At 55.6% G+C, this 23,654-nt stretch carries 18 protein-coding genes and 1 tRNA gene; 13 read left to right on the top strand and 6 right to left on the bottom strand.

Annotation, left to right across the window (positions count from 1 at the left end):
* Window positions 1–8 precede the first annotated feature (8 nt).
* From ACQKEK_RS03915 to ACQKEK_RS03955, 9 genes are all read left to right on the top strand, one after another.
* Window positions 9–1,124 carry a glycosyltransferase family protein gene (locus ACQKEK_RS03915; protein WP_499141113.1) on the top strand — a complete coding sequence of 372 codons (1,116 nt, stop codon included), beginning with the start codon at window positions 9–11 and terminating at the stop codon, window positions 1,122–1,124.
* A gap of 30 nt (window positions 1,125–1,154) precedes the next feature.
* The gene (locus ACQKEK_RS03920; protein WP_499141114.1) at window positions 1,155–2,873 is read left to right on the top strand and encodes a hypothetical protein; all 1,719 of its coding nucleotides are present in this window, start codon (window positions 1,155–1,157) and stop codon (window positions 2,871–2,873) included.
* Between the two features lie 278 nt (window positions 2,874–3,151).
* Complete coding sequence (locus ACQKEK_RS03925; RefSeq protein ID WP_499141115.1) at window positions 3,152–4,258, top strand: hypothetical protein; 1,107 nt, start codon at window positions 3,152–3,154, stop codon at window positions 4,256–4,258.
* Window positions 4,188–4,724 (top strand): adenylyl-sulfate kinase, encoded by a 537-nt coding sequence (cysC, locus tag ACQKEK_RS03930; protein WP_332822988.1) that lies wholly within the window; start codon window positions 4,188–4,190, stop codon window positions 4,722–4,724. The genes ACQKEK_RS03925 and cysC overlap by 71 nt, the downstream gene beginning before the upstream one ends.
* Window positions 4,725–4,922: 198 nt before the next feature.
* Complete coding sequence (locus tag ACQKEK_RS03935) at window positions 4,923–6,194, top strand: glycosyltransferase family 4 protein (RefSeq protein ID WP_499141116.1); 1,272 nt, start codon at window positions 4,923–4,925, stop codon at window positions 6,192–6,194.
* A gap of 12 nt (window positions 6,195–6,206) precedes the next feature.
* Window positions 6,207–7,397: a glycosyltransferase family 4 protein gene (locus ACQKEK_RS03940; protein WP_499141118.1), complete on the top strand. Its 1,191-nt coding sequence runs from the start codon at window positions 6,207–6,209 to the stop codon at window positions 7,395–7,397.
* Window positions 7,397–8,371 carry a UDP-glucose 4-epimerase family protein gene (locus ACQKEK_RS03945; RefSeq protein ID WP_499141120.1) on the top strand — a complete coding sequence of 325 codons (975 nt, stop codon included), beginning with the start codon at window positions 7,397–7,399 and terminating at the stop codon, window positions 8,369–8,371. The genes ACQKEK_RS03940 and ACQKEK_RS03945 overlap by 1 nt, the downstream gene beginning before the upstream one ends.
* Before the next feature lie 141 nt (window positions 8,372–8,512).
* Window positions 8,513–9,544, top strand: coding sequence for an MraY family glycosyltransferase (locus ACQKEK_RS03950; protein WP_499141121.1), 1,032 nt, complete (start codon window positions 8,513–8,515; stop codon window positions 9,542–9,544).
* Window positions 9,545–9,619: 75 nt separating this feature from the next.
* Window positions 9,620–11,623 carry a polysaccharide biosynthesis protein gene (locus ACQKEK_RS03955; RefSeq protein WP_499141354.1) on the top strand — a complete coding sequence of 668 codons (2,004 nt, stop codon included), beginning with the start codon at window positions 9,620–9,622 and terminating at the stop codon, window positions 11,621–11,623.
* A 350-nt stretch (window positions 11,624–11,973) separates the two neighbouring features.
* On the opposite strand, the gene ACQKEK_RS03960 is transcribed toward ACQKEK_RS03955, so the two are convergent.
* The 3 genes from ACQKEK_RS03960 to ACQKEK_RS03970 all read right to left on the bottom strand — a co-directional run bounded on the left by ACQKEK_RS03960 (window position 11,974) and on the right by ACQKEK_RS03970 (window position 15,238).
* Entirely contained in the window at window positions 11,974–12,156 is a 183-nt protein-coding gene (locus ACQKEK_RS03960; RefSeq protein ID WP_499141123.1) for a hypothetical protein, read from the bottom strand.
* Window positions 12,157–12,321: 165 nt separating this feature from the next.
* Window positions 12,322–13,524, bottom strand: coding sequence for a CaiB/BaiF CoA transferase family protein (locus ACQKEK_RS03965; protein ID WP_499141124.1), 1,203 nt, complete (start codon window positions 13,522–13,524; stop codon window positions 12,322–12,324).
* A gap of 373 nt (window positions 13,525–13,897) precedes the next feature.
* A complete protein-coding gene (locus tag ACQKEK_RS03970; protein ID WP_499141125.1) occupies window positions 13,898–15,238 on the bottom strand; it encodes a DUF2254 domain-containing protein in 1,341 nt (446 codons plus the stop codon).
* A 244-nt stretch (window positions 15,239–15,482) separates the two neighbouring features.
* Between ACQKEK_RS03970 and acs the strand changes: the two genes are divergently transcribed.
* Window positions 15,483–17,441, top strand: coding sequence for an acetate--CoA ligase (gene acs / locus ACQKEK_RS03975; RefSeq protein ID WP_499141126.1), 1,959 nt, complete (start codon window positions 15,483–15,485; stop codon window positions 17,439–17,441).
* A gap of 45 nt (window positions 17,442–17,486) precedes the next feature.
* On the opposite strand, the gene ACQKEK_RS03980 is transcribed toward acs, so the two are convergent.
* From ACQKEK_RS03980 to ACQKEK_RS03990, 3 genes are all read right to left on the bottom strand, one after another.
* Window positions 17,487–18,608, bottom strand: a complete 1,122-nt coding sequence (locus ACQKEK_RS03980; protein ID WP_499141127.1) for a mechanosensitive ion channel family protein — start codon at window positions 18,606–18,608, stop codon at window positions 17,487–17,489.
* 135 nt (window positions 18,609–18,743) lie between these two features.
* Entirely contained in the window at window positions 18,744–19,112 is a 369-nt protein-coding gene (locus ACQKEK_RS03985) for a rhodanese-like domain-containing protein (protein ID WP_499141129.1), read from the bottom strand.
* Window positions 19,113–19,812: 700 nt separating this feature from the next.
* Window positions 19,813–19,902, bottom strand: a tRNA-Ser gene (locus ACQKEK_RS03990).
* Between the two features lie 224 nt (window positions 19,903–20,126).
* Between ACQKEK_RS03990 and ACQKEK_RS03995 the strand changes: the two genes are divergently transcribed.
* The 3 genes from ACQKEK_RS03995 to ACQKEK_RS04005 all read left to right on the top strand — a co-directional run bounded on the left by ACQKEK_RS03995 (window position 20,127) and on the right by ACQKEK_RS04005 (window position 23,596).
* Window positions 20,127–21,431, top strand: coding sequence for an HD-GYP domain-containing protein (locus ACQKEK_RS03995; RefSeq protein ID WP_499141131.1), 1,305 nt, complete (start codon window positions 20,127–20,129; stop codon window positions 21,429–21,431).
* Window positions 21,432–21,561: 130 nt separating this feature from the next.
* A complete protein-coding gene (locus ACQKEK_RS04000) occupies window positions 21,562–22,257 on the top strand; it encodes a crotonase/enoyl-CoA hydratase family protein (protein WP_499141133.1) in 696 nt (231 codons plus the stop codon).
* A 118-nt stretch (window positions 22,258–22,375) separates the two neighbouring features.
* Complete coding sequence (locus ACQKEK_RS04005) at window positions 22,376–23,596, top strand: aspartate aminotransferase family protein (RefSeq protein WP_499141135.1); 1,221 nt, start codon at window positions 22,376–22,378, stop codon at window positions 23,594–23,596.
* Window positions 23,597–23,654 lie beyond the last annotated feature (58 nt).

The following is a 23,654-nucleotide window of genomic DNA, read 5'->3' on the forward strand; positions in this document are numbered from 1 at the left end:
AGCTTTGTGTGATTTCACTATTGAAGTACATTTGGACACACCTGCCAGCTTGGCGGGCGCTATTTTATCGGCCGCGCAAGCAGACCTATGTGTTTCTTCCTATCAATGGCGCGGGGTTGGGCCATCTAACCCGCTCTCTGGCCATAGCCAAGCGCCTTCAAAGGCTGGAGCCTTCCGCAGAAATCATATTCCTTACTACGAGTATTGGCGTTACGCTCGTTCATCGGGCGGGGTTTGCGTGCCATCACGTAACGCCGGCAGCCTTGGTGAAAGCAGGCGCACTGGAATGGAATACGCTTTTTTTTTCAACGATTGAAAATGTATTGCGTCTTCATAAGCCTGCGACCTTGGTATTCGATGGCACCATTCCATATCTGGGGCTTCAACGTGTAATGCATAATTACAGAAGTCTCAAATATGTTTGGGTGAAGCGGGGGCTGTATAAAACCGAAGTTGACCAACGAAATGTGAGTGATTACTGGCAGAGGTTCAATATTGTGATCTCTCCCGGTGAGCTTTTTTCTTCTGAAATCGCTAGCCAATCAGCAGTCGCCAAGCTCAATATGGTAGAGCCAATTTCATTGCTTGATAAAGATGATCTCTTGGAGCGCGACGTTGCCCGGCGGCTGCTCCGGCTGGATGTTAACCGCCCTTGTGCATATGTCCAGCTTGGTGCGGGAAATATAAACGGTATAACAAACATGCAAGATCGCGTGATTTCATACTTGAAAAGCCAAGGCATCCAAGTTGTCCTCGCGCAATCACCCATCTCGCTTCGCGCTGATCCGAATATGAATGCGGATAGCGTAGTGGTCGACTATCCTAACAGTAGATACTTCGCGGCATTTGATTTCGCAGTGTTAGCTGGTGGCTATAATTCTGTTTGCGAAGCTGTTTCTTTGGGGCTGCCGGCGATATTTTTGCCTAACGCTGCAACAGGCGCGGACGATCAGGTGGAGCGAGTGCGTCAGGTTAGTCAGTTTGGTTCGTATGAATATCTACTGGATTTTAACGAGGATGCTTTCGCTCAAGCAGTAGGGAAACTTCTCTCGCCTATAGAAGTTGCTTCGCGTGATCAAAGAAATGGCGCGCTTACCGCAGCCGAACTTATTCTACATGCGTAGCGTGCTACGCGTTTCTCACTTGGCTTTATTATGAAGCTTAACGTTTTATACGGTGTTGCGCGGGCAGTGCGCTGGTCGGTATCCCTCGGCGGTAAGCTCTTTCGAGTGGTGCCTGGCTTTACCTTGGGCTCTATTGTCGCAACTGTTTTAGCCCAGTTATTTCTTCTTATCGGTTTTTTACTACCACTCAAGGTCGTGCTGTTGCTGGGAAGTGACCACGTACCAGGGTATTTCCCTGCTTTTCTGCGGGAGTGGGGGCGGGACTGGCTTATAGTTACTTTAAGTGCAGCGTCTGTTCTTTTCTATTTGCTGCACCTGCTTTCCGGAAAATTGGTTGAGATCAGCTCAGTAGCAGCGAGCAAGCGCTTGCTTTTGAAAAGCAAGAAAATGGCTCTATTTGATAACCAAGACGAGATTGCCTCCAAGGGATATCAACGGTATACACAGAGCCTCGCCGGCGTTTGCTTTGTTTCTATCTGCCTTGCCGGGATGTTGTTTTTCTATTCCAAGCTGGCGGTGGTCATTGTTTTATATATGGCGCTTGGTTTTGTATCGGTCGTCGTTTGTTTATCGGTTTTATCGTCTTTAGCAGAGAGATTTACTCGCTCATTGGGTACCTTGCCCAAGGTAATTAGCAGCGTTGGTTTTCTGGTCGCATTCGGCTTTATCGTATTCGATCATCTGGGCGGTGCAGCGCCTGGATTATTGACATCCGTTGTATCACTTATTTTAGCTAGGCAGCTGTACGGGCGAGCGTCCGGGGTAATAGGAGATATCCATGGTCTGTACAGTCAAAAAGCGCAGTTGTCCGCGTTGTTTTTCCACGGCCAAGTATTTCATCCTCAGATAAAAAGCGAGCAGAGAGGCATTTGGAGCCTGCTAGAGCCAAGCGCTCGAAAAGCTTGGCTACAGGCGTTGCTTCAGGAAGTTGCAGGCCGTCCGGTTCAGAATCTTCGTATGGAGTGGTGCGATATCGGGGTGCCCGACGTGTACTGTTTTCTAGCATCTGGGCAGGCCGAATGTTTCGAAAAGACATTTCTAATCAAGCTGTTTAACCTCAACAGAAGTGCGTGGGCCAAGCATGAAGCAACACTGCTCACAGCGGAACCCCAGCTGCCGTCTCTCCCGCTCGTTTCTGTTACGGTCGTTGATGGGTTGAGCTGTCACATTTTCGACGCGACGGGCTACTCTATTTGTGAAAAGGCGGAGACATCTAGGGTATTAGCTGATTTTCGTACTGATTTGTCGGGGTGCATGCCCTCTTCAGACTTGGTGGCTGCTTACATTAGGAGCAGGCCTCTCGTCTGGCAACGTCTGAATGGCTCCATGATTTTGCGTGTTCGGTATTTACTGGATGACAACGTGGACGGGGAGTTGGTGGAGAAGTTGATAAATGCTCTGCCGTCCATTGAAATGGAGTTAAGAGCGCTTCCCTTAGCTGTAAGCCTTCCGAATGTTCGACCGGGAATGCTCTGGAAGAGCCCAGACGGGCATTATGTTGTATCCCACTGGTCACGCTGGGATCTAGAGCCGCTCGGATCACGATGGCCTTTCACGGACAATAGGGAAGAGCGTATTGAGGCAGATCTACGACGTGTGAAAATCGAGCGGTCAGACTGTGGATCTGTCACTGTTTCTCAGGTTCGACTGTCTGCATTGTTTACCGAGCTAGAAGTGCGTATTCAAAGAGGGCAATACGCCGAGGCCTACCTTTTGATGTCGCCTATATTATTGCGCCTGCAGGAGTGAACTCCGGCATTCATCAACTCACTTCTTGATGCTTAACGAGAAAGCTGGAAACGGCTCCTGATGTTGGCAAGAAAGCTGCTGGCCGCCGGCGAGCTTTTAACGTGACGAAGATTTGGTTGCGCCATGGTTAGTGAGCAAAATTGGTATTGTGGTAAGAAGCAGATTAAAAGCGCTAATAACTTGATTCGCCCGTATCTTTCATAGACTACGTCAGGTCAGTTCTAAGATGGCAGGCTGAGTCGCTGCCAATAAATAGAAGCTGTGAGTTAGAGATAAAAATGGCCAAGAAGGTTTATTTGCATATAGGTGCCCATAAGTCGGCATCAACTACAATACAGGCTAACACCAGGGCTAGTAAGGATTTTTTGAAAACTGAATATGGAATTTCCTCTCTACTGCCTGAGGATATTTCCGGAACTAAATTTGCCGAGCATTTTCAGGGCATTACAGGTAGGGAGCGTGTATTAGGTGCCAAGGAGTACCATAAAAGTCTTCAGTCTGCAAAACTTTGTATGGTCGAAATGATCGAGAGTTGCACGACTGAAGATGTATTCATCTCATGGGAGGGGGTGCTAGGGCACTGTAGTCTCGATCTGTATGGCGGAATTTATACGCACTCGAAATTGGTCGCTGAATCTTTAGGTGCAGTGTTTCAAGCGTATCCCACCAAGGTAATCATGCTCATCAGAAAGCAAGATACCTTCATAGAGTCATGCTACCTACAGCAGATCAAGGCGGGTCGGTTTTTATCTTTTGATGAGTTCACGAGCGGCATTGATGTGGCGAGGATGTCTTGGGTAGATATTTCCAATGACTTGGCAGAGATCTTTGGGAAATCACTGCTTATTGTTCCTTTTGAGGTTATCAAAGATTTAGGCACTGCTATTTTTGTAGAAAGTACGCTTTCCTATCTGACTGGCAGGACTTTAACTCTGGATAGAACGAAAGTTACGGACCGGGCTAACGAAAGCATGTCGAGCTATGGTGTGGAGATTGCCAGGGAGTTATTCCCGCATCTAAGCGACTCCAATCGCAATGCGTTGAGAAAAATTATATTCACTGAGTTTAGTGGATCCAAATTTGGAAGGGCTGTTTATTTTAATAGCTTTTCCAGACGTTTGATTGGTGAGGCAACCAAGGCGGACAACACTAATCTTTACCAAAATTATCTAGGTAAGTTTATTTCTTTCTCAGGCTTGGATGCGGATAGATATAAGGAGGTATGGCTATCTCCTGAACCAAGAGAATTAAAGGGCGAGGCGAATGAACATATCGCACCAGAGGTACAGTACAGGCAGGCAGGATCGAGAGGAGATGAAGGATCAAAAGGCTTGCTGCATATGGCTAACTGGCCTTTCTGGCGCAGGAAAAAGCACGATCGCTGAATTACTTGAAGTGTTGCTTAAGCGTGAAGGGCGGCACACGTACATTCTGGATGGTGACAACGTAAGAGCGAATCTGAACTCCGACCTCGGGTTTTCAATAGGGGATCGAGAGGAAAATATTCGGCGTATGGCGGCCGTTGCGCACCTGATGGTTGATGCTGGATTGATAGTCATAGTGGCGTGCATTGCACCGCTGAAAGGTCAGAGGGAGAAGGCGAGGCTGCTATTCGAAAGCGAGCAGTTCTTCGAGGTCTTTGTGGATGCGCCTATAGATATATGCGAATCTCGCGATACAAAAGGTCTTTACAAAAAAGCAAGGGAAGGGCTGATCATCAATTTCACCGGTATAGATAGTCCTTATGAAATTCCTGAAAAGCCAGACATTCGAATAGACACTAGCCTTTGTACGCCTAGCGAATCAGCAATGCATGTTTTTAGAGAGATTCAGGGTTATTGCACGAGCTGAGCGCGTCCTGGGTAGTTAGTATAATGCGGAGCATTACACCGCATAGCCATAGGTGCATGCATCATTTCCAGCAGTTTGATAGGGCATTTAAAGTCTTTGCGCATGCACGGTCTACCACCAACAGCTTCGATGGGCACAGTGCTCTACTGCTATGGATCGGGGCATCATCCTTCCTAGTTGTAGTGAAGGTATACTCCGGTGATTCGGGGGGCTATTTACAGCTTCCTCCAATCTTGTTCATACGGTTACGGGGCATATGTGAGAAAAATTTCGATGGTTGTCTGGAATGACTTCCGTAACGATGCGCGCGTTCTGAAAGAGGCGGAGAGCCTTACGGCTGCAGGGTATTGCGTCACGGTTTTCGCTGTGCATAGCCCTGGTTTAACCCCGTTACGGGAGCGGGTTTCCAATGGTGTTGCGGTCGTCCGTGTTCCTCGGCACCCGCTCTGGCGGATTCACGCATCACGAGGACGCACAGCCAACGTAGTGACGCCGATCCAACGTGGCGCGATCGGCTTGGCCATGCTGGTTCTGAGTCGCGTTTGGGCTCACCTGATGTTGCTCTGGATGATTGCCAGACAGCGTGCGGATGTTGTCCATGCTCATGATGTGAATACCCTGCCCACGGCCTGGCTCGCTGCAAAGCTGTCGGGCGCTCAGGTGGTATACGACGCCCATGAGATCAGCACCAGCCGCGAGGGATATACGAGGGTCCGCAAGCTGGTGGGTTGGATCGAGCGTACCTTGATGCCGCGTGTGCAAGGCACCATTACCACTACCGAGGCGCGGGCAAAGTATTTTGCGCGCGCTTATGGCGTCGCGCGACCAGTAGTGCTGCAGAATCGGCCGAGGGAACAGCAGGCGATGCGGTCCGATCGGATTCGTGCAGAGCTTGAACTGGCCCAGCCTTGGCCGATTATTCTTTATCAGGGCGGCGTGCAGCAGGGTAGGGGCTTGGAGCGTCTGGCTCGCGTCGCCGCTGATGTTCCGAATGCGTACTTCGTTTTCATTGGCGGCGGGAGGCTCGATAGCAGTTTGCGCCGCATTGTTGAAGAGCTGCAGCTGGAGCAACGGGTTCGTTTTATCCCGACCGTGGCTCTGGCCGAGTTACCAAACTATACGGCATCGGCAGACATCGGCGTCCAGCCCATCGAGAACACCTGCCTCAATCACTACACGACCGACTCCAATAAACTGTTCGAGTACGTTCAGGCGGGCCTTCCGGTCGTTGCGTCCGATCTGCCTGAGATACGGCGTGTTGTGAGAGAGCATGACCTGGGCGTGCTCGTGCCTGAAGGCGATAGCGTGGCGCTGGCTGCAGCGTTACGCGACCTGGTTGGGGATGAGGGCAAGCGCCAGTACTACGCTGCACAGTCGCGGAAGGCGGCAAGCGTTCTTAACTGGGAAAGCCAGGAGCATGAACTGCTCGCATTGTACGAGCGGGTGTTGTCCAATCGCGCCTCGACCTGATCTGTGCTCCTGATGCGTAAACGAGTTCTGCTGCTTAGCTTTTTCTACCCTCCCGATCTCTCCGCTGGTTCTTTTCGCGCCAAAGCATTGGTTGATGCACTTTGCGAGCGGGCTGCCGGGGAAGTAGATATTGACGTGCTGACCACGCAGCCCAATCGCTACCACTCCCACGCCAGTGAGACGCTAGCGGTCGAGGAACAAGGTTGCGTGCGCATCCGGCGCGTCCAGCTGCCAGTGCATAAAAGCGGCTTTGTCGATCAGGCAAAGGCGTTCGCCGCTTTTGCTTTGCAGGCCAATCGAATTGCTGGCGAAGGTCACTATGACGTTGTGGTCGCGACCTCATCGAGGTTAATGACGGCTGTATTGGGAAGCTGGATCGCTCGTTGCCAGCGTGCGCGGCTGTATCTGGACATTCGTGACATATTTGCGGAGAACTTGGGCGAATTGTTTCCTTCACCGTTTGGCAGGGCTATTGCCTTGGCGTTCGGTGCATTGGAGCGCTGGTCCGTCAGGCGGGCGGATAAGGTGAACCTGGTAGCCGCTGGGTTCCTGGGCTACTTTCAGCCGAAATATCCCCAACAGCAGTTTTCGGTCTACACCAACGGTGTTGATGACGACTTTGTTGATCTTCCTTTAACTTCGTCTGGAGATAGCAATGCTGACCAGCCGTTGCGCATTCTGTATGCGGGAAATATCGGGGACGGGCAGGGATTGCATCTGATCATCCCGGCGCTTGCGCAGCGTCTGGGCGCCCAAGTTCATTTCAGTATCGTAGGAGCAGGCGGACGCCTGCAGGCTCTGAGAGATGCTGTGGCTGAAAGTGGTGTTGAGAATGTGGAACTGCTTGCGCCGGTTTCACGTGACCGGTTGCTCGCTGTCTATCAACAGGCGGATGTTCTGTTTCTGCATCTCAACGATTTCAAAGCCTTTCGGCGGGTGCTGCCATCCAAGCTGTTTGAGTATGCAGCTACTGGCAAGCCTATTCTGGCAGGCGTAGCTGGCTATGCCTCCGACTTTGTTAAAGCGGAGATCACCAACGCAGCTGTTTTCCAGCCCTGCGATATAGACGGTGCAGTGGATGCGTTGGCTCGGTTGAGTCTTGAGCTGATTCCGCGTCCGGTGTTCGTAGAGCGTTTCGCTCGTAAGCGGATCATGCACTCCATGGCAGATGATGTGCTTGAACTTGTCCGGGAAGCGGTTTGATGCGCGTACTTATCACCGGCGCGGATGGCTTCGTAGGGCGGGCTCTAGTGGAGCGGATGGCGATGCAACCGGAGTGTTCCGTTGTTGCGGCAGTGCGACGGCGTCGATGTGTCGAGCGGGACACTTCCGAGCGCGAAGGCACGGTTCAGTGGCTGGAGCTTGGCGACCTCGCAACTACTCACCTGCGGTCCGATGTATTTAGCGGTGTAGATGTGGTCGTCCACTGCGCGGCTCGGGTTCATGTGATGGATGATCTCCATGCTGACCCACTTGCTGCTTTTCGGGCGATAAATCTCACCGGCACGCTGAACTTGGCGCGTGCTGCGGCGCGGTCTGGTACCAAGCGATTCGTGTTCCTCAGTTCGGTAAAGGTTCACGGTGAATCCACTCCATTCGGCCAGCCCTTTACCGCCGATACCGCGCTATATCCGGCTGATCCCTATGCGGTGTCCAAAATGGATGCTGAAAGGGAGTTACTGGCACTCTCGGGCGAAACCGGTTTGGAGGTCGTTATCATCAGGCCGCCCTTGGTATATGGACCGGGTGTCAAAGCGAATTTCTATAGCATGATGAAGTGGCTGGATATGAGAATTCCGCTTCCGCTCGGCGCGATACGAAACCGCCGCAGCCTCGTTGCACTGGGCAATCTGGCCGATTTGGTCACGTGTTGTCTAGCGCATCCGAACGCTGCGGGGCAGGCGTTTTTGGTCAGTGATGATGAAGACCTTTCAACTACCGAACTGCTTTGGCGACTCGGGGAAGCGCTTGGTAAGCCGGCTCGGCTAATCCCTGTTCCACCTCGGTTATTGGAGGCGACAGGTGTTTTGCTTGGCAAGCGGGCCGTGATGGAACGTATATGCGGGTCGTTGCAGGTCGATATCGAAAAAACCAAAGCGCTCCTAGGGTGGAGCCCACCGATAAGTGTGCGCGAGGCCCTTGCGTTGACGGCGGTTGGTTTTAGGGACCGGAGTTGAGCCGGTGCTTATGGGCCGTTTAGTCGTTCGGGCTAGGCTGCGAGACCGGGCATTGGTTCGCCGCGGGGCGCGCCTCCTACAAAAAAGCCAGTATCTGTCGGCTCTGCCCAAGCGAGAAAGCTGCCGTCTAGGGAGTAGGTGATGGGGGCGATATTTTGGTTATTGCCATTAGTGTTTGGTGCTTCTTTCGTATTCACTTGGGTGCTGAGAAGGTACGCATTGCACAGCGACCTTATTGACGTACCCAATGCCCGCAGCTCGCATACTTTGCCGACGCCCCGCGGCGGCGGGGTAGCAATAGTCATTAGTCTGCTATTTGCCCTTCCAGTTATGGCGTGGTTAGGGCTGGTCCCGTGGGGCGAAGTGTGGGGTTTTTTGGGCGCCGGTTGTGCTGTTGCTATGGTCGGCTTCCTTGATGACCATGGTCATATCGCTGCGCGTTGGCGCCTGCTCGGGCATTTCTTGGCGGCGGCTTGGGTACTGTTCTGGCTCGGTGGGCTTCCACCGCTCGTGTTGTTCGGGGCGACAGTCAATTTCGGGTGGTGGGGGCATGTGCTTGCTGCTATCTGGCTCGTCTGGCATCTCAACCTCTACAACTTTATGGACGGTATCGATGGAATCGCTAGTGTTGAAGCGGTGACCGTTTGTCTGGGCGCGACGGTGGTTTATGCATTGGTGGGGTTTGCGGACGCTACGCTTGTGCCTGTTCTGCTGACTGCGGCCGTAGCGGGATTTCTAGTATGGAACTGGCCACCCGCGCGAATATTCATGGGTGACGCCGGGAGTGGGTTTCTCGGTGTGACGATTGGTGCACTTTCGATACACGCAGGCTGGTTGGCGCCGCAATTGCTTTGGTGCTGGTTGATCCTGCTTGGCGTCTTTATTGTGGATACCACTTGGACCTTGATGCGGCGACTGTTGCGGGGTGTGAAAGTTTACGAGGCTCACCGCAGCCACGGCTACCAGATCGCTTCTCGCCGTTTAGGTTCACATCGGCCGGTGACGCTCGGCGTTTTGGCTGTGAACATTCTTTGGTTATTGCCCATCGGCATGGCAGTGGGGTTGCACTGGTTGGATGGGGTGGTGGGGCTGGTGATCGCCTATGCGCCACTGGTTTGGGTTGTGGCATGGCTTAAAGCTGGTCAGCCTGAGAAATCTGCTGTCCAAGATTAAGCATTTAAATACATCCGCTCGTTCGTCGGCAGAGGTTGCTGAATAGGGAAGGCTTGAGGTGATATTTTGTTGAGATTGGCCGAGGGGCTGCGCGGGCGACTCGTCCGGCTGCCCAGGCGTTACAAGCGGCTCATCCAGGTTCTGACGGATATCGTTCTGGTGTGGGCTGCGTTGTGGCTTTCATTCGTGGTTCGGTTGGGCGACGCGAAGACCATTGATCCTTTCGGCGTACACGCCTGGCTGTTCGCTGTCGCGCCGTTGATTGCAATTCCTTTGTTCATCCGTATCGGTATGTACCGTGCGGTCATGCGCTATTTCGGCAACGATGCCTTGATGGCAATCGTCAAGGCAGTGACGCTGTCCTCGCTCATGCTTTCGCTAGCTGTGTATTGGTATCAGGGCGCACCCAAGGTCATTCCCCGTTCGTTGGTTTTGAATTATTGGTGGCTCAGTCTGATGCTCATCGGCGGGCTGCGGCTGATCATGCGGCAATATTTTATGGGGCACTGGTTCGCGGCCGGCCAGACGCTGAACTTCAAGCGAGCGGACGCGGGGCTTGCGCGGGTGGCGATTTACGGGGCGGGCGCGGCAGGTAATCAGTTGGTTGCTGCATTGCGAATGGGGCGTACGATGCGTCCGGTCGCCTTCATCGACGATGATCCCGCCATTGCGAACAGGACCATTTCAGGCCTGCGCGTATACAAGCCAAAGCACATTCAGCAGCTGATCAACGAGACCGCTGTCCAGCAAATTCTTCTGGCGATTCCCTCTGCGTCTCGTGCGCGAAGGCGCGAGGTCCTGGAAAGTCTGGAACCGTATCCACTACATGTCCGAAGTGTGCCGGCTGTCATGGACTTGGCGAGCGGCCGAGTAAAGGTCGAGGATCTTCAGGAGGTCGATATTGCGGACCTTCTCGGGCGTGACGCGGTCCCCGCACGACAGGAGCTATTCGAGCGGTGCATCCGCGATCAGATCGTGCTGGTGACAGGGGCTGGTGGCTCTATCGGTAGCGAGCTATGTCGTCAAATTATTACCACCAAACCACGGACCCTGCTCCTTTTTGAGCATTGCGAGTTCAATCTCTACCGGATTCACAGTGAGTTGGAGGGCCGGGTGGAGCGTGAGTCGCTCTCGGTGCGGCTGGTCCCGATTCTAGGCTCGATTCGAAACGGTGCCCGTATCGTCGATGTTATGCGTACTTGGAAGGTCAACTCCGTTTATCACGCGGCAGCTTATAAGCACGTTCCGATGGTCGAGCACAACATCGCTGAAGGGGTGCTGAATAATACCTTTGGGACACTCTTTACCGCACAGGCCGCAATTCAGGCCGGTGTCTCGAACTTCGTGCTTATCTCCACCGACAAGGCAGTTCGGCCCACAAATGTGATGGGCAGTACTAAGCGCGTTGCTGAAATGATTTTGCAGGCACTAAGCCGCGAAACTGCCCCTGTTCTTTTTTCCGCTAAAGAGGGCGTTCACCACGTTAACAAGACCCGCTTTACGATGGTTCGCTTCGGAAATGTGCTGGGCTCGTCTGGTTCGGTCATTCCCCGTTTTTACGAGCAAATTCGTGCTGGAGGGCCCGTTACTGTTACTCATCCCAAGATCACGCGTTATTTCATGACAATTCCAGAGGCCGCACAATTGGTAATCCAGGCGGGCTCCATGGGACAAGGCGGCGACGTTTTCGTGCTGGACATGGGCCAACCGGTGCTGATCGCTCAGCTGGCCGAGAAGCTGATCCGTTTATCTGGCCTGAGTATTCAGTCGGAGAAGTGCCCGCATGGCGATATCGAAATCGAGTTCACGGGTTTGCGCCCTGGTGAGAAGTTATATGAAGAGTTGCTGATCGGCGACAACGTAAGCCCCACCGAACATCCGATGATCATGCGGGCCGATGAGGAATACTTTACCTGGGACGCGCTGCGCGGCATGTTGACGAAGCTGCTTAAGGCCGTGGAGCAGGATGATTATCCGCAGGTGCGGGTCTTGCTGCGTGAAGTGGTGAGTGGGTATGTGCCCGAGGGTGAGATTGTTGATTTGATTTACCAGCAGCGCAGGGTTGCGCCGACGGAATAGGTGGCAGTTTCGGTTGGTGGGAGCTGTGCTTGGTGATTGGTTGTTAAAATCTGAAAAGCCGAAGCTTCGCCCCGGGGCGGGCCTCCCACGAAGGCGCTTGGGTCTAAGTTGCTTCTGTAGGAGGCGCCCCCGCGGCGAAGGGTCGGTCGCCTGCCGACGTCTGTCTCTAAACGCCTCGCCCCGGGTCGAGCCTCCCACAAAAGGCACTAGGGTCTGAGTTGCGTCTGTAGGAGGCGCGCCCCGCGGCGAATGGGGCCGGTGAAATGTTGGAAGCCCAAAGCTTTGCCCCGAGGGCGGCCTCCTACAAAAAGTTTCTGCATGCCGCTGCCTTTACTGGAGCAGCGGGCCAGTTAATGCGCTAGTTCATTGTCTTGTAAAACGATTCCCCGACTCGGGCGATGTGATGATGAGCTTCGGATTGTCGAGCTGGTGATGCGGGAAAGATCAATCTTGTAAGGCAGGAGCAGGTCATCCAGTGCCAGCTCGATATCGAGTAGGTCTAGGTGAGAGTGTTCGTTGCCCTTCAGGATCAAATCGATATCTGAACCGGGACGGTAGTTTCCTTTCGCGCGGGAGCCCTAGAGGATTGCTTCGCTAAGAGCATGGGAACCCACTGTTGGTTACCGCTTGGCCATAGCAGTTGTAAGGCTGTCACGGTGGATGAAAAAAGCGCCGTCTACCCTACGACGGTCCGCGTGTTAGATGATTCCCCGCTCGCGAAGCCCCTGAACCTGTTCATCACTCAGCCCAAGTCCAGCCAGGACGTCATCGGTGTGCTCCCCCAATTGCGGGCCGCCGGTGCCGATGCGGCCGGGGGTGCGGCTGAGTTTGGGGAGGATGCCGGGGACTTTCAGCGGGCCGGCGAAGGTCTGGACCTGTTCGATCATTTGCCGCGCCAGGTAGTGTGGGTCTTTGACGATATCGGCAGCGGTGTAGGGATAGCCGGCCGGAACGTGCGCTTCCTTGAGCGCCTCGATCACTTCTGCACGGCTGTGTCTAATCGTCCATTCGCCAATCGCCGCGTCGATAAGTTCGGCCTGCTGGGCGCGGCCGTCGTTGTGAGCAAAGCGAGGATCGTCGGCCAGGTCCTGACGGCCGATTAGGTTCATCAGGCGCTTGTAGATGCTGTCGCCGTTGCCGGCAATCAGGACGTATGCGCCGTCCTTGCACAGATAGGAGTTGGATGGCGTGATGCCGGGCAGAGCGCTACCGGCCGGCTCGCGGACATAGCCGAAGGCGTCGTATTCCGGCACCAGGCTTTCCATCATGCCGAACACCGATTCATAGAGTGCTACGTCGATTTCCTGCCCCTTGCCGCTGCGGTTGCGCTCCTGCAGGGCGAGTAGCACGCCAATCACCCCATACAGCGATGAAAGCGAGTCGCCAATGCTCACGCCCACGCGCACGGGCGGTTGGCCCGGATACCCGGTTAGATGGCGAAGGCCGCCCATGGCTTCGCCAATGACCCCAAAGCCGGGCAGGTCACGGTAGGGGCCGGTTTGGCCGTAGCCGGAGATGCGTAGCATGATCAGGCGCGGATTGAGTGCGGACAATTCATCCCAGCCCAGGCCCCACTCTTCGAGGGTGCCAGGGCGGAAGTTCTCCACTACCACATCGGCTTCGGCGACTAGCTGACGGACGATCTCCTGGGCTTCGGCGGCTTTCAGATCCAGCGTCAGGGACTGTTTGTTGCGCGATTGGACGTGCCACCAGAGTGACGTCCCGTCCTTGAGTTTGCGCCATTTGCGCAGCGGGTCGCCAACACCCGGCGGCTCGATCTTGATCACCTCGGCGCCGAACTCGCCGAGCATCTTGCTGGCGAAGGGGCCGGCGATCAGCTGGCCCATTTCTATGACCTTAAGGCCATGAAGGGGCAAGCTGTTCTCATTCTGCTCGTTCATCACAACACCTGTTACGGGACGGCCAACGAGCGCGAGGATGACTGAGCCGTGGCGGTTCGACAATGACCGTATCGCCAAGGCTGGTTTGGTGAGGACAAAAAAATGCTGCTCTGCTAGGGCGAGGCACAGAGCCTTCAACATGGCGCTGGAAGGCCAATGTGCATCGTATCGGTTGCCGAATGCGCTGTCGTTTGCTCCATGCATCATCAAACGAGCGCAGCTGCGGTACTCATGAACATCGACGGCTGTGAAAGCCGGCTTAACACAGCTTATCGATTCCTTAGATCTATCGGAGCGGAGGGCTCAGACAGAGCTCGCAAACCTTGCCTGATAACGGCGCGATTCGCTCAGTATTGTCGTCGATCTCTGCAAATCAGCACACGGTCGGCTCCTTGCAGTCGATTGGGAGCAATTGCACGCATGGATGCTTGCGTCCGTCGAGCTTTAACAGTCGCTCGATGGCGTCGTTGACGGCATGACGGTCCCGCCAATTCTCGACCTTGGCGTCTGCCTGGTCGCGTAATGCCCGGATCTCGTCATGAATCGCCTGGACCTGTTCGGCGCTTGGGCTGTCGTGCAGCGCGTTCTTCATGCATTGCAGCAACGTGATCATCACCAGCGGGTCATGACTGGCATAAACCCGGATGGGCGCGATCACGGTTTCCAGCATGCGTTGCATGGCCAGTTGCGGGGAGAAGAGGCGCGGTTGCCCATGGTCGAAACAGCCGACGTCGAACGGCGGCACACCACCAATCCGTTGCAGCAACACGCCGATCAGGTTGATAGCCCGCATTGCGGTGCCGGGATCGTTGATCGCTGGGCTGATTGCCTTTACGGCGATCTCTGCTATCTGGCGCATGCCATAGGACACGTTAGCGCTGGCGAACTCGTTGTTCTGAAAGTCGAAGCAGTCGACTGCCACCGCTCTGTCCTCGTCGCTCAAGGGCTCACTGAAGCGAATCAGTGGATGGCCTTCAACCAGAAAGAAGCCTGGCTCAACCTGAACTACCGCTAACAGGTTGCGCTTGCTCAGCAACTCGCCCAGCCGCCGCTCGTTAACCGCACGCAGGTAACCGGGGCGTGACGCTGGAAGACACCACCAATTTGTATCATCCGGCATGGTTTTGCCCGCTGCCAGGCGTTGCTTGCGCTTTTCAAGGTTGGCGTAAGCACCGCTGTACAGCTGGCTCAGTACCCAGTCGACCTGAATCGACTGTGACACCGAGCGAATGAACACTACGAACATCGCCAAGTTGAGGACGCCCGTCAGCAGCGCGAGTAAAACGCCGACCGCTGGGATGTCGGTTGGTTGGTTCTTGTTGATGGTGCTGATCAGCAGCAAGTAGTACAGGACGCTGCCCAGGTATATGCCGAGAATGACTCGGTTGCGCGTGTCACTGATCAACCCTGGTAGCACCCGTGGAGTCAGGCGAGCCGCTGCACCGTTAAGCACGACCATCACCATCGAAAAGCTGAATACGGTCAGCGAGACGATGCTGGTAATTAGAGTGCTGAGAATGTCGCGGGCGTTATCCGGGTCGGTCAACCCGGACGGTAAATGGGGATGTAGCGAGGAGGCCATGGATGTCGTCTCGAAAGCGAGCATGGTGACCGCCAGGATGGCGTAGAACGCCGCAATCAGAATGGGATAAAAGGCGATGCTTTCGGAAATTCTTTTGGCCAGGCGGAAGACGGCGTTGGAAGGCGTTGACATAGGCAGGCGGGTCCGGCTTGGCGAACGGTGATCTCGATAGTGTTATGACAACGTCGGCGCGGAAAGTACCTGATCCTGTAACGGTCTATGCTCAGTAGAGGCCAGAAGCATTGGCCGGCGGAACGCTGTAGCCCCGCATAGCTCGATAGTGATGTCTGACAGGCGCTTGGTTCGATTCGTAGGGTTCGCCTGTAGGACAGGGGTTATTCGAAAGATAACGAGACCGACGAGTGAGGTAATGCCCATGAGCGCTGCGTCCCTGTATCCCGTGAGCCCTGAGGTGGCGGCCCGTTCGCTGACCGATGAAGCCACTTACAAAGCCATGTATCAACAGTCGGTGGTCAATCCTGACGGGTTCTGGCGCGAGCAGGCCGAGCGCATCAACTGGATCAAGCCGTTTACCCGAGTCAAACAGACGTCCTTTGACGACCACCATGTCGATATCAAATGGTTCGCCGACGGCACGCTGAACGTTTCGGCCAATTGCCTGGACCGCCACCTCGACACTCGGGGCGATGAGATCGCGATCATCTGGGAGGGCGATGATCCGGCAGATCACCGCGAAATTACCTACCGCGAGCTGCATCACGAAGTGAGCAAGTTCGCTAACGCGTTACGCGGACAGGATGTGCATCGGGGTGATGTGGTCACCCTGTACATGCCGATGGTTCCGGAGGTGGCCGTGGCGATGCTGGCTTGCGCGCGCATCGGCGCCATCCACTCGGTGGTCTTTGGTGGTTTCTCGCCGGAAGCCCTAGCCGGAAGGATTATCGACGGCAATTCCAAAGTAGTGATCACGGCCGATGAAGGGCTCCGTGGTGGGAAAAAGGTGCCGCTGAAGGCCAACGTTGATGAGGCGTTGACCAACCCGCAGATGCACTGCGTGCAGAAGATCATTGTGGTGCGGCGCACTGGCGGCGACATCCGCTGGCACCCGCATCGCGACATCTGGTACGAGGACCTGATGCGCGTGGCTGGGGATGTTTGTGCACCGAAGGAAATGGGCGCGGAAGAACCCCTGTTCATCCTGTACACCTCGGGTTCCACCGGTAAGCCAAAGGGCGTGCTGCATACCACCGGTGGCTATTTGCTCTACGCGGCCCTGACCCACGAGCGGGTATTCGATTACCGCCCTGGTGAGGTCTATTGGTGTACCGCCGACGTCGGTTGGATCACCGGGCACAGTTACATCATCTACGGTCCACTGGCCAACGGCGCCACCACCCTGATCTATGAGGGTGTACCCAACTATCCGGATGTCACGCGGATCGCCAGGATCATCGACAAGCATCAGGTAAATATCCTCTACACCGCGCCGACTGCGATTCGTTCGATGATGGCCGAAGGCCCGGCTGCGATGGAGGGGGCTGATGGGTCGAGCCTGCGCTTGCTCGGTACTGTGGGGGAACCGATAAACCCTGAGGCCTGGCATTGGTATCACGAGACGGTCGGAAAATCGCGTTGTCCGATCGTCGACACCTGGTGGCAAACCGAGACGGGCGGCATTCTGATCAGTCCGCTGCCAGGCGCGACCGCGCTGAAACCAGGCTCCGCAACGCGCCCCTTCTTCGGCGTAGTGCCCGGCCTGGTGGACAATCTTGGCAACCTGCTCGAAGGGGCGACCGAGGGCAATCTGGTCATCCTTGATTCCTGGCCTGGGCAGATGCGCAGCATCTATCGAGACCACGATCGCTTCGTCGACACCTACTTCAAGACCTTTCGCGGCATGTATTTCACTGGCGACGGTGCCCGCCGCGATGAGGACGGCTACTACTGGATTACCGGGCGGGTCGATGATGTGCTGAACGTTTCCGGACATCGCATGGGCACCGCTGAAATCGAAAGCGCGATGGTCGCCCACCGCAAAGTGGCCGAGGCAGCGGTGGTTGGTGTGCCGCATCCGCTCAAGGGGCAAGGCATCTATGTGTACGTGACGCTGGTGGCGGGAGAGGAGGCTTCGGATCAGTTGCGCCAGGAATTACAACAGTGGGTCCGTAAGGAAATCGGGCCGATTGCGGTGCCCGATGTCATCCAGTGGGCGCCGGGCTTACCCAAGACGCGTTCAGGCAAGATCATGCGCCGCATCCTGCGCAAGATCGCCACAGACGAACACGACGCATTGGGGGATATTTCGACCTTGGCTGATCCGGGCGTAGTGCCGCAGCTGATCGAAACTCACAAGCAAATGCGTCCGATGAGTTGAGCGGTCGGCGGCGATCAGCTCTCGGCTGGTCGCCGCTACCGACTGTCAGCCGTTTGTCAGCGAGCGTTCTGGCTCTTGGTTGGCGGCCGGTTTTTCCTTCGGAACCCCAGCCACAGTCAGCTCTGGAAAACTGCCGCCGATGAACTCGACACTGCGGGTCGGGAAGGCAAATTGCACACCCATCTCACGGATGCCGTCGAGCAGCTGCAGGTTGATCTCTTGCTGGGCGTCCATGTAGGCGTTGTAGTCCGAGACCTGCATGATGTACACGACTTCGAACGTCAGCTGGCTGTCATCGAAGGCAAGGAAGTGCGCCCGGTCGAAGTTGGCATTTTCCACACCGTCGATGATCCGTTTCATCATCGCCGAGACTTCGCGCACCTTGTCCGATGGCGTGTTGTAGGTGATGCCGAACTTGAACACGATCCGGCGCGTGTTCATGCGCTTGTAGTTATGCAGGATCTGCTTGAGCAGATCGGCATTGGCACAGACGATCTGTTCGCCGCTGAGGGCGCGAATCCGCGTCGTCTTTAGCCCGATGTGCTCGATATTTCCCGCGACTCCGCTAAAGACGACGAAATCGCCGATCTCGAAAGGCTTGTCCACGCCGATCGACAGCGAAGCAAAGATATCGCTGAGCAGCGTCTGTACCGCAAGGGCAATGGCAATACCGCCGACGCCAAGACTGGCGACCATCGCCGTGATGTCGACGCCCAGGTTCGCTAGGATCGAGAGCAGCATCATCGTCCAGATCACAATCCGGATCATGATCCCGATGATGGTCGTGGTGACCGGGTTTCGAGCTTTGCCGTCGTGAGTCAGGCTTTCCATCCACAGGCGAACGGCCGTATCCATCCACAGTGCAATCTGGAACGCCAGCGCGATGAACCAGCCATGTGACATCGCTGTTTCCCAGCGCTCTGGCAGTTCAACGACCTTCAGCGCAATCAGCAGCGACAGGGCTATCAGCAGTATGTGGCTGGTGCGACTTAGCATTTCCGCGGCGATGCCAACGAAACCGCTTCTCGAACCTTTCGCCATCTTGCGAAGGCGGTTGGTGATGATCCGCAGGATGGTCTGCAGGATGAGATAGCTGGCAATCGTGATGCCGGCAATTACGGCGATGTTGATCCAAAGTCCTTCGTCCAACACCACATCCCAATTCATCAAGTGGTTTCCTCCCGGTATGCGCGACCAAGCGCTTAAGCAGTGGCTCCTTTTTCAGTAGCCACTGCAGCGCATTAGTTCCCACGATAGGGGGTAGGCGAAACGAGGATGGGGCGCGGTGAGGGGCGCGTGCTTTCAGCGAAGCGGCACGAGCCCGTTCAGATCCTGATACCCGCCAGCGTTGATCACTTGGCTGTAGCCCAGCCCCTGAAGTAGCTCTTGCGCGGCTGACGCTCGGCGGCCGCTACGGCAGTAGAGCACTACGGGAGCATCTTTGTCCGGGGCAATCGCGGTGATGCGCTCGGCAAGATTCTCTGTCTCGATACGTGTTGCACCGGGTAGGGCACCTTCGGCGAACTCCAGTTCGGTGCGCACGTCGATCAAGACGGTGTTGGTGCGCAGCAAGGCTTTCAACGCGGCAGACTGATCGACCTGGGCAGCAATGGCTGCAGTGGTCGTTACCGTTGCCATCAACGCAATCAACAGTCGGTACAGGTTTTTCATTGGTTCCCTCATTCTTGCAGTCTTAGCTGATCAGTCGAGTGAGGTTCGGTAGGATCAGAATTACCGCGGTGGCGAACAGGATCATCGTAGCCTGCCTGACCTTTTTGTGCTTAAACATGATGGCGGCCTTTTGATTTTTCTGGTTGTTCTGGCGGAGCAACTTAGCTGTTCCAGAGCGGACGCTAGCTTGGCGAGTCCTGGTCTAAGCTTCAGCGTAAACAAAGCAATATGTGGGCCACGGAATGTCTTGGTGATTTGCCGAAGCCCGCGACTTGGCGTAGTGCTTCGCTTGCAAGCGGGCTGCAGTCGAATTTCTTCGCTAGCTGAGCCTTTTGCTAGAGCGCTTTGTTTCGAACCCCGGGCGGCTGGTCTGGCTTTAGCTATGCCCTTATATGCGAGGTCCATGCTCGGGACGAGGTTTTTGCACCATGGCCAGTCCCAAGTCGCTCGGTGTCTTTTAACGCTACATCGCTAAATCCAATGGCCTGATGGCTCGATTGGAAACGTTCACACCTTTGCAGCTGCCCATGCGGGTGGAATCGAAACATCAATTGTGGCGGAGGAACCGCGGCGCTGCGCCTATCCTTGAATAACTGGTAGGGCATATGCCTAGCATTCGAGCTTAATGCGCGACGCCTTCTTGGAATGGCTTACGACAGAAACGACAAAGCCCCGCTAAACGGGGCTTTGTCGTTTGATCTGGCGGTGAGGGTGGGATTCGAACCCACGATACGATTTCTCGTATACACACTTTCCAGGCGTGCTCCTTCAACCGCTCGGACACCTCACCGGGTCTCGAAGGACGCGATGTCCTTCGAGGCGCGCTAATGTAGCGGAAGAGCATGCAGATGGCAAAAACTTTTTTAGTTTTTTCATGCGCTTAAGGGCTTGTTGGAAATCCCGATAGGCGCGCGTGGCAATGAACCTATCGTTGTTCTAGGGTTCGAACTACAAAGAAATGCTGTGCCTGTGCGCAATCTTGCGTGGTGAATATGAGAGCCAGGAAAGGCTTTGATGAAGTTATTCAAAACAAAGCGTAAACGGCCGGAGGTGGTAGAGATCGCCACCAAGCGTCGTCTGCACGTCAGCCACTTGGAGCTCGGGATGTATATCTGCGAGCTGGATCGTCCGTGGCGGCAGACAGACTTTCTCTTTCAAGGTTTCCCCCTGCTTAAGCTGGAGCATATCCAGGCGGTGCGCGAACGCTGTGATTACGTGTTCGTCGACGATACTCGTCGCGTGCTGATCGATCAGGGGCAGATGATTGTACCTTCGGCGACGCCGCTGCGCGTGACGCGCAAGATGGCCCGCATTCCCCTCTCCCTAGAGGTACAGGAAGCGCGCGAGGCTTATCTCAGCAGTACCCTGGTTCTGGATCAGGTTCTACTGGACGTCCAGCAGGGTCGGGCTATCGATACCAAGGCCTGTCAGGCATTGGTGAAGCGAAACCTCGAGAGCATGCTACGTAACGAAAGCGCCATGCTCTGGTTGACGCGTCTGAAGTCTCAGGATCTCTATACAAGTCTGCACTGCCTATCTGTGTCCATCCTAGCAATGGGGTTCGGAACGCACCTCGGGTTGGCCGACGATAAGATAGAGCTACTGGGCATCGCCGGGCTGCTGCATGACGTAGGCAAGATGAAGATCGACCCGGCGATCCTAAACAAGCCGGGCAAGCTGACCGAGGAAGAATTCCAGCACATCAAGCTGCACCCGACGTTTGGCTATCAAGCCCTGTGTAGCCAGGAAGACATTCCTGCCGCTGCGATTCACGCGGCGCACGGCCATCATGAGCGGCTGGATGGAAAGGGCTATCCGCAAGGGCTCGACCATTACCAGATCCCGTTCACGACCCGGGTGATCACCATAGTCGACGCCTTTGACGCGATAACCAGCCACCGTGCCTATGACGACGCACGCCCGATCCAGACTGCGTACGACGTGTTGCGCAGCAGCGCCGGCCAGCAGTTCGATGAAGCACTGGTACATGAATTCATTCGCTGGCTCGGCGTGTTTCCAGTCGGTACGTTGGTGGAACTGCACACTGGGGAGGTGGGGTTGGTGCTGGAGAAACACGCGCACTTGCATCTTAGGCCAAAGGTGGTCGTCCTACGCGGCGCTAACAAGTTGCCTTGTGAACCTCGTTATCTGGATCTGTCTCAGTTGACGGTCGATGCCGACGGAACCCCCTACAGGATCAGCAGTGGGATACCGGATGGGTCCTACGGCCTGTTCATTGCTGATCCCCAATTGCAGACGATCCTGCATCCCGAACTGCTTGCCGTCCTTGAGCTCGAGCCGGAGCCGGTCGAGGGCTAGGCCTCTTCGCTTTCCTTCCGACGCCTGTCGAGCGCCGGACGCAAACCATGACCTGTCGGTCAGTCACGATGCTTTACCTCTTGGGTTCTGCTGGGTAACGTCTGCGAACTTTTAACAAGGAATATTCGTCATGAGTGATCTGGTTTCCTACGAACTCGAAGACGGCATCGCCACGCTGACGCTGAATAACGGCAAGGTCAACGCACTGTCTCCGGCCATGTTCGACGCGCTCAATGCGGCATTCGATCGCGCTGAGCAGGACCGTGCCGTGGTGATCCTCACGGGGCAGCCGGGCATTCTGTCCGGTGGCTATGATCTCAAGGTGATGACCTCAGGGCCGGAAAACGCCATTGCGTTGGTGACCACGGGCTCGAAGTTCACGCTGCGAATGCTGGCTCATCCTTTCCCGATCGTTGCGGCCTGTCCGGGCCATGCGATTGCCAAAGGCGCCTTTCTGCTGCTCTCGTCCGATTACCGCATTGGTGTCGAAGGCGCGTTCAACATCGGTCTCAATGAAGTTCAGATCGGCATGACCATGCACCATTCGGGTATCGAACTGGCTCGGGACCGTTTGACCAAGCCTGCTTTCCAGCGATCGGTGATCAACGGTGAGATCTTCAATCCGCAGGCTGCAGTCGAGGCGGGTTTCCTCGACAAAATTGTCCCTGCTGCTGAGCTCATGGATGCCGCCAAGGCGGCGGCGGCTCAGTTGAAGAAGATCAACATGACCGCACACAAGAACACCAAGCTGAAGGCACGCAAGGCCCTGCTAGAAACCTTGGAGCGGGCCATTGAGCTCGACCAGCAACATTCGGTCGTATCCTGAAGAGAATTTTCGCCGGGCCGCCCATTGCTGGCGGGCCTGCGTTTAAACTGCGCATGCAACGCCCCGCTACGGCGGGGCGTTTTATTTCCTATTCGTGTCGCCTCCCAGGAGAGTCCTGATGTCCGCCCCGCACACCCCGGTAGAACGCGCTGATTTCGACCAGGTCATTGTTCCCACTTTCGCACCCGCCGCTTTCATTCCCGTGCGTGGCCAGGGTTCACGAGTCTGGGATCAGAGCGGGCGAGAGCTGATCGACTTTACCGGTGGCATTGCTGTCAATGTGCTCGGTCACGCCCATCCGGCGCTGGTAGCAGCGCTGACCGAACAGGCTGGCAAGCTCTGGCACATCTCCAACATCTTCACCAATGAGCCGGCGTTGCGTCTGGCAAAAAAGCTCACTGCTGCGACCTTTGCTGATCGAGCTTTTTTCTGCAACTCGGGCGCCGAGGCCAACGAGGCGGCTTTCAAATTGGCGCGCCGCTTCGCGCATGACAACCACGGGCCGGAGAAATACGAGATTATCTCCGCAGTTAACAGCTTCCACGGCCGGACCTTGTTCACCGTGACGGTGGGCGGTCAACCCAAGTACTCCGACGGCTTCGGGCCGAAAATACAGGGTATCAGCCACGTCCCCTATAACGATCTCGATGCACTCGCCGCGATGATTTCGGACAAGACCTGCGCCGTGGTATTGGAACCGATTCAGGGCGAAAGCGGTGTTCTGCCCGCTGACCAGACTTACCTGGAAGGGGCCCGCAAACTATGTGACCAGCACAACGCCCTGCTGATCTTCGATGAAGTCCAGACCGGCATGGGCCGTACCGGCGAGCTGTATGCCTACATGAACTACGGTGTAACACCGGACATTCTGACCAATGCCAAGAGCCTTGGCGGTGGTTTTCCGATTGGTTTGATGCTGACCACGGATGAAATCGCTGCGCATTTCAGCGTTGGGACCCACGGCACCACCTATGGTGGTAACCCGCTGGCCTGTGCAGTAGCCGAGGCGGTGGTCGACATCGTCAATACGCCGGAGGTGCTGGACGGCGTGAAGGAACGGCACGAGCGATTCAAGCGCGGGCTGCTGGAGATCGGTCAGCGTCACGGGCTGTTCAGCCAGGTCCGCGGAATGGGCATGCTGATTGGCTGTGTACTTGATGATGCATGGAAAGGCCGCGCGCGGGAGATCTTCGATGCGGCTGAGCGTGAAGCCTTGATGATTCTGCAGGCCGGCCCCGATGTGATCCGCCTGGCCCCAAGCTTGATTATTGAAGAAACCGACATTGCTGAAGGGCTAGCCCGCTTCGAGCGCGCTGCGGCAAAGCTGAGCCAGGCCTGAGGCATAGTCTTTGAAACCGGCAGGGCAGTGATGTGTCCTGCCTCTTTTCCTTATCGAG

It is taken from the genome of Pseudomonas sp. NPDC077408, from assembly GCF_050269105.1.
In the GTDB taxonomy this organism is placed as follows: Bacteria; Pseudomonadota; Gammaproteobacteria; order Pseudomonadales; family Pseudomonadaceae; genus Stutzerimonas.

Bases quoted from the DNA above. Each gene is read 5' to 3' on its own strand.
- ACQKEK_RS03920 (WP_499141114.1), top strand. From the start codon at position 1,155: ATGAAGCTTAACGTTTTATACGGTGTTGCGCGGGCAGTGCGCTGGTCG.
- ACQKEK_RS03925 (WP_499141115.1), top strand. From the start codon at position 3,152: ATGGCCAAGAAGGTTTATTTGCATATAGGTGCCCATAAGTCGGCATCA.
- cysC (WP_332822988.1), top strand. From the start codon at position 4,188: ATGAAGGATCAAAAGGCTTGCTGCATATGGCTAACTGGCCTTTCTGGC.
- ACQKEK_RS03940 (WP_499141118.1), top strand. From the start codon at position 6,207: ATGCGTAAACGAGTTCTGCTGCTTAGCTTTTTCTACCCTCCCGATCTC.
- ACQKEK_RS03945 (WP_499141120.1), top strand. From the start codon at position 7,397: ATGCGCGTACTTATCACCGGCGCGGATGGCTTCGTAGGGCGGGCTCTA.
- ACQKEK_RS03950 (WP_499141121.1), top strand. From the start codon at position 8,513: ATGGGGGCGATATTTTGGTTATTGCCATTAGTGTTTGGTGCTTCTTTC.
- ACQKEK_RS03965 (WP_499141124.1), bottom strand. From the start codon at position 13,524: ATGAACGAGCAGAATGAGAACAGCTTGCCCCTTCATGGCCTTAAGGTC.
- ACQKEK_RS03970 (WP_499141125.1), bottom strand. From the start codon at position 15,238: ATGTCAACGCCTTCCAACGCCGTCTTCCGCCTGGCCAAAAGAATTTCC.
- acs (WP_499141126.1), top strand. From the start codon at position 15,483: ATGAGCGCTGCGTCCCTGTATCCCGTGAGCCCTGAGGTGGCGGCCCGT.
- ACQKEK_RS03980 (WP_499141127.1), bottom strand. From the start codon at position 18,608: ATGAATTGGGATGTGGTGTTGGACGAAGGACTTTGGATCAACATCGCC.
- ACQKEK_RS03985 (WP_499141129.1), bottom strand. From the start codon at position 19,112: ATGAAAAACCTGTACCGACTGTTGATTGCGTTGATGGCAACGGTAACG.
- ACQKEK_RS03995 (WP_499141131.1), top strand. From the start codon at position 20,127: ATGAAGTTATTCAAAACAAAGCGTAAACGGCCGGAGGTGGTAGAGATC.
- ACQKEK_RS04000 (WP_499141133.1), top strand. From the start codon at position 21,562: ATGAGTGATCTGGTTTCCTACGAACTCGAAGACGGCATCGCCACGCTG.
- ACQKEK_RS04005 (WP_499141135.1), top strand. From the start codon at position 22,376: ATGTCCGCCCCGCACACCCCGGTAGAACGCGCTGATTTCGACCAGGTC.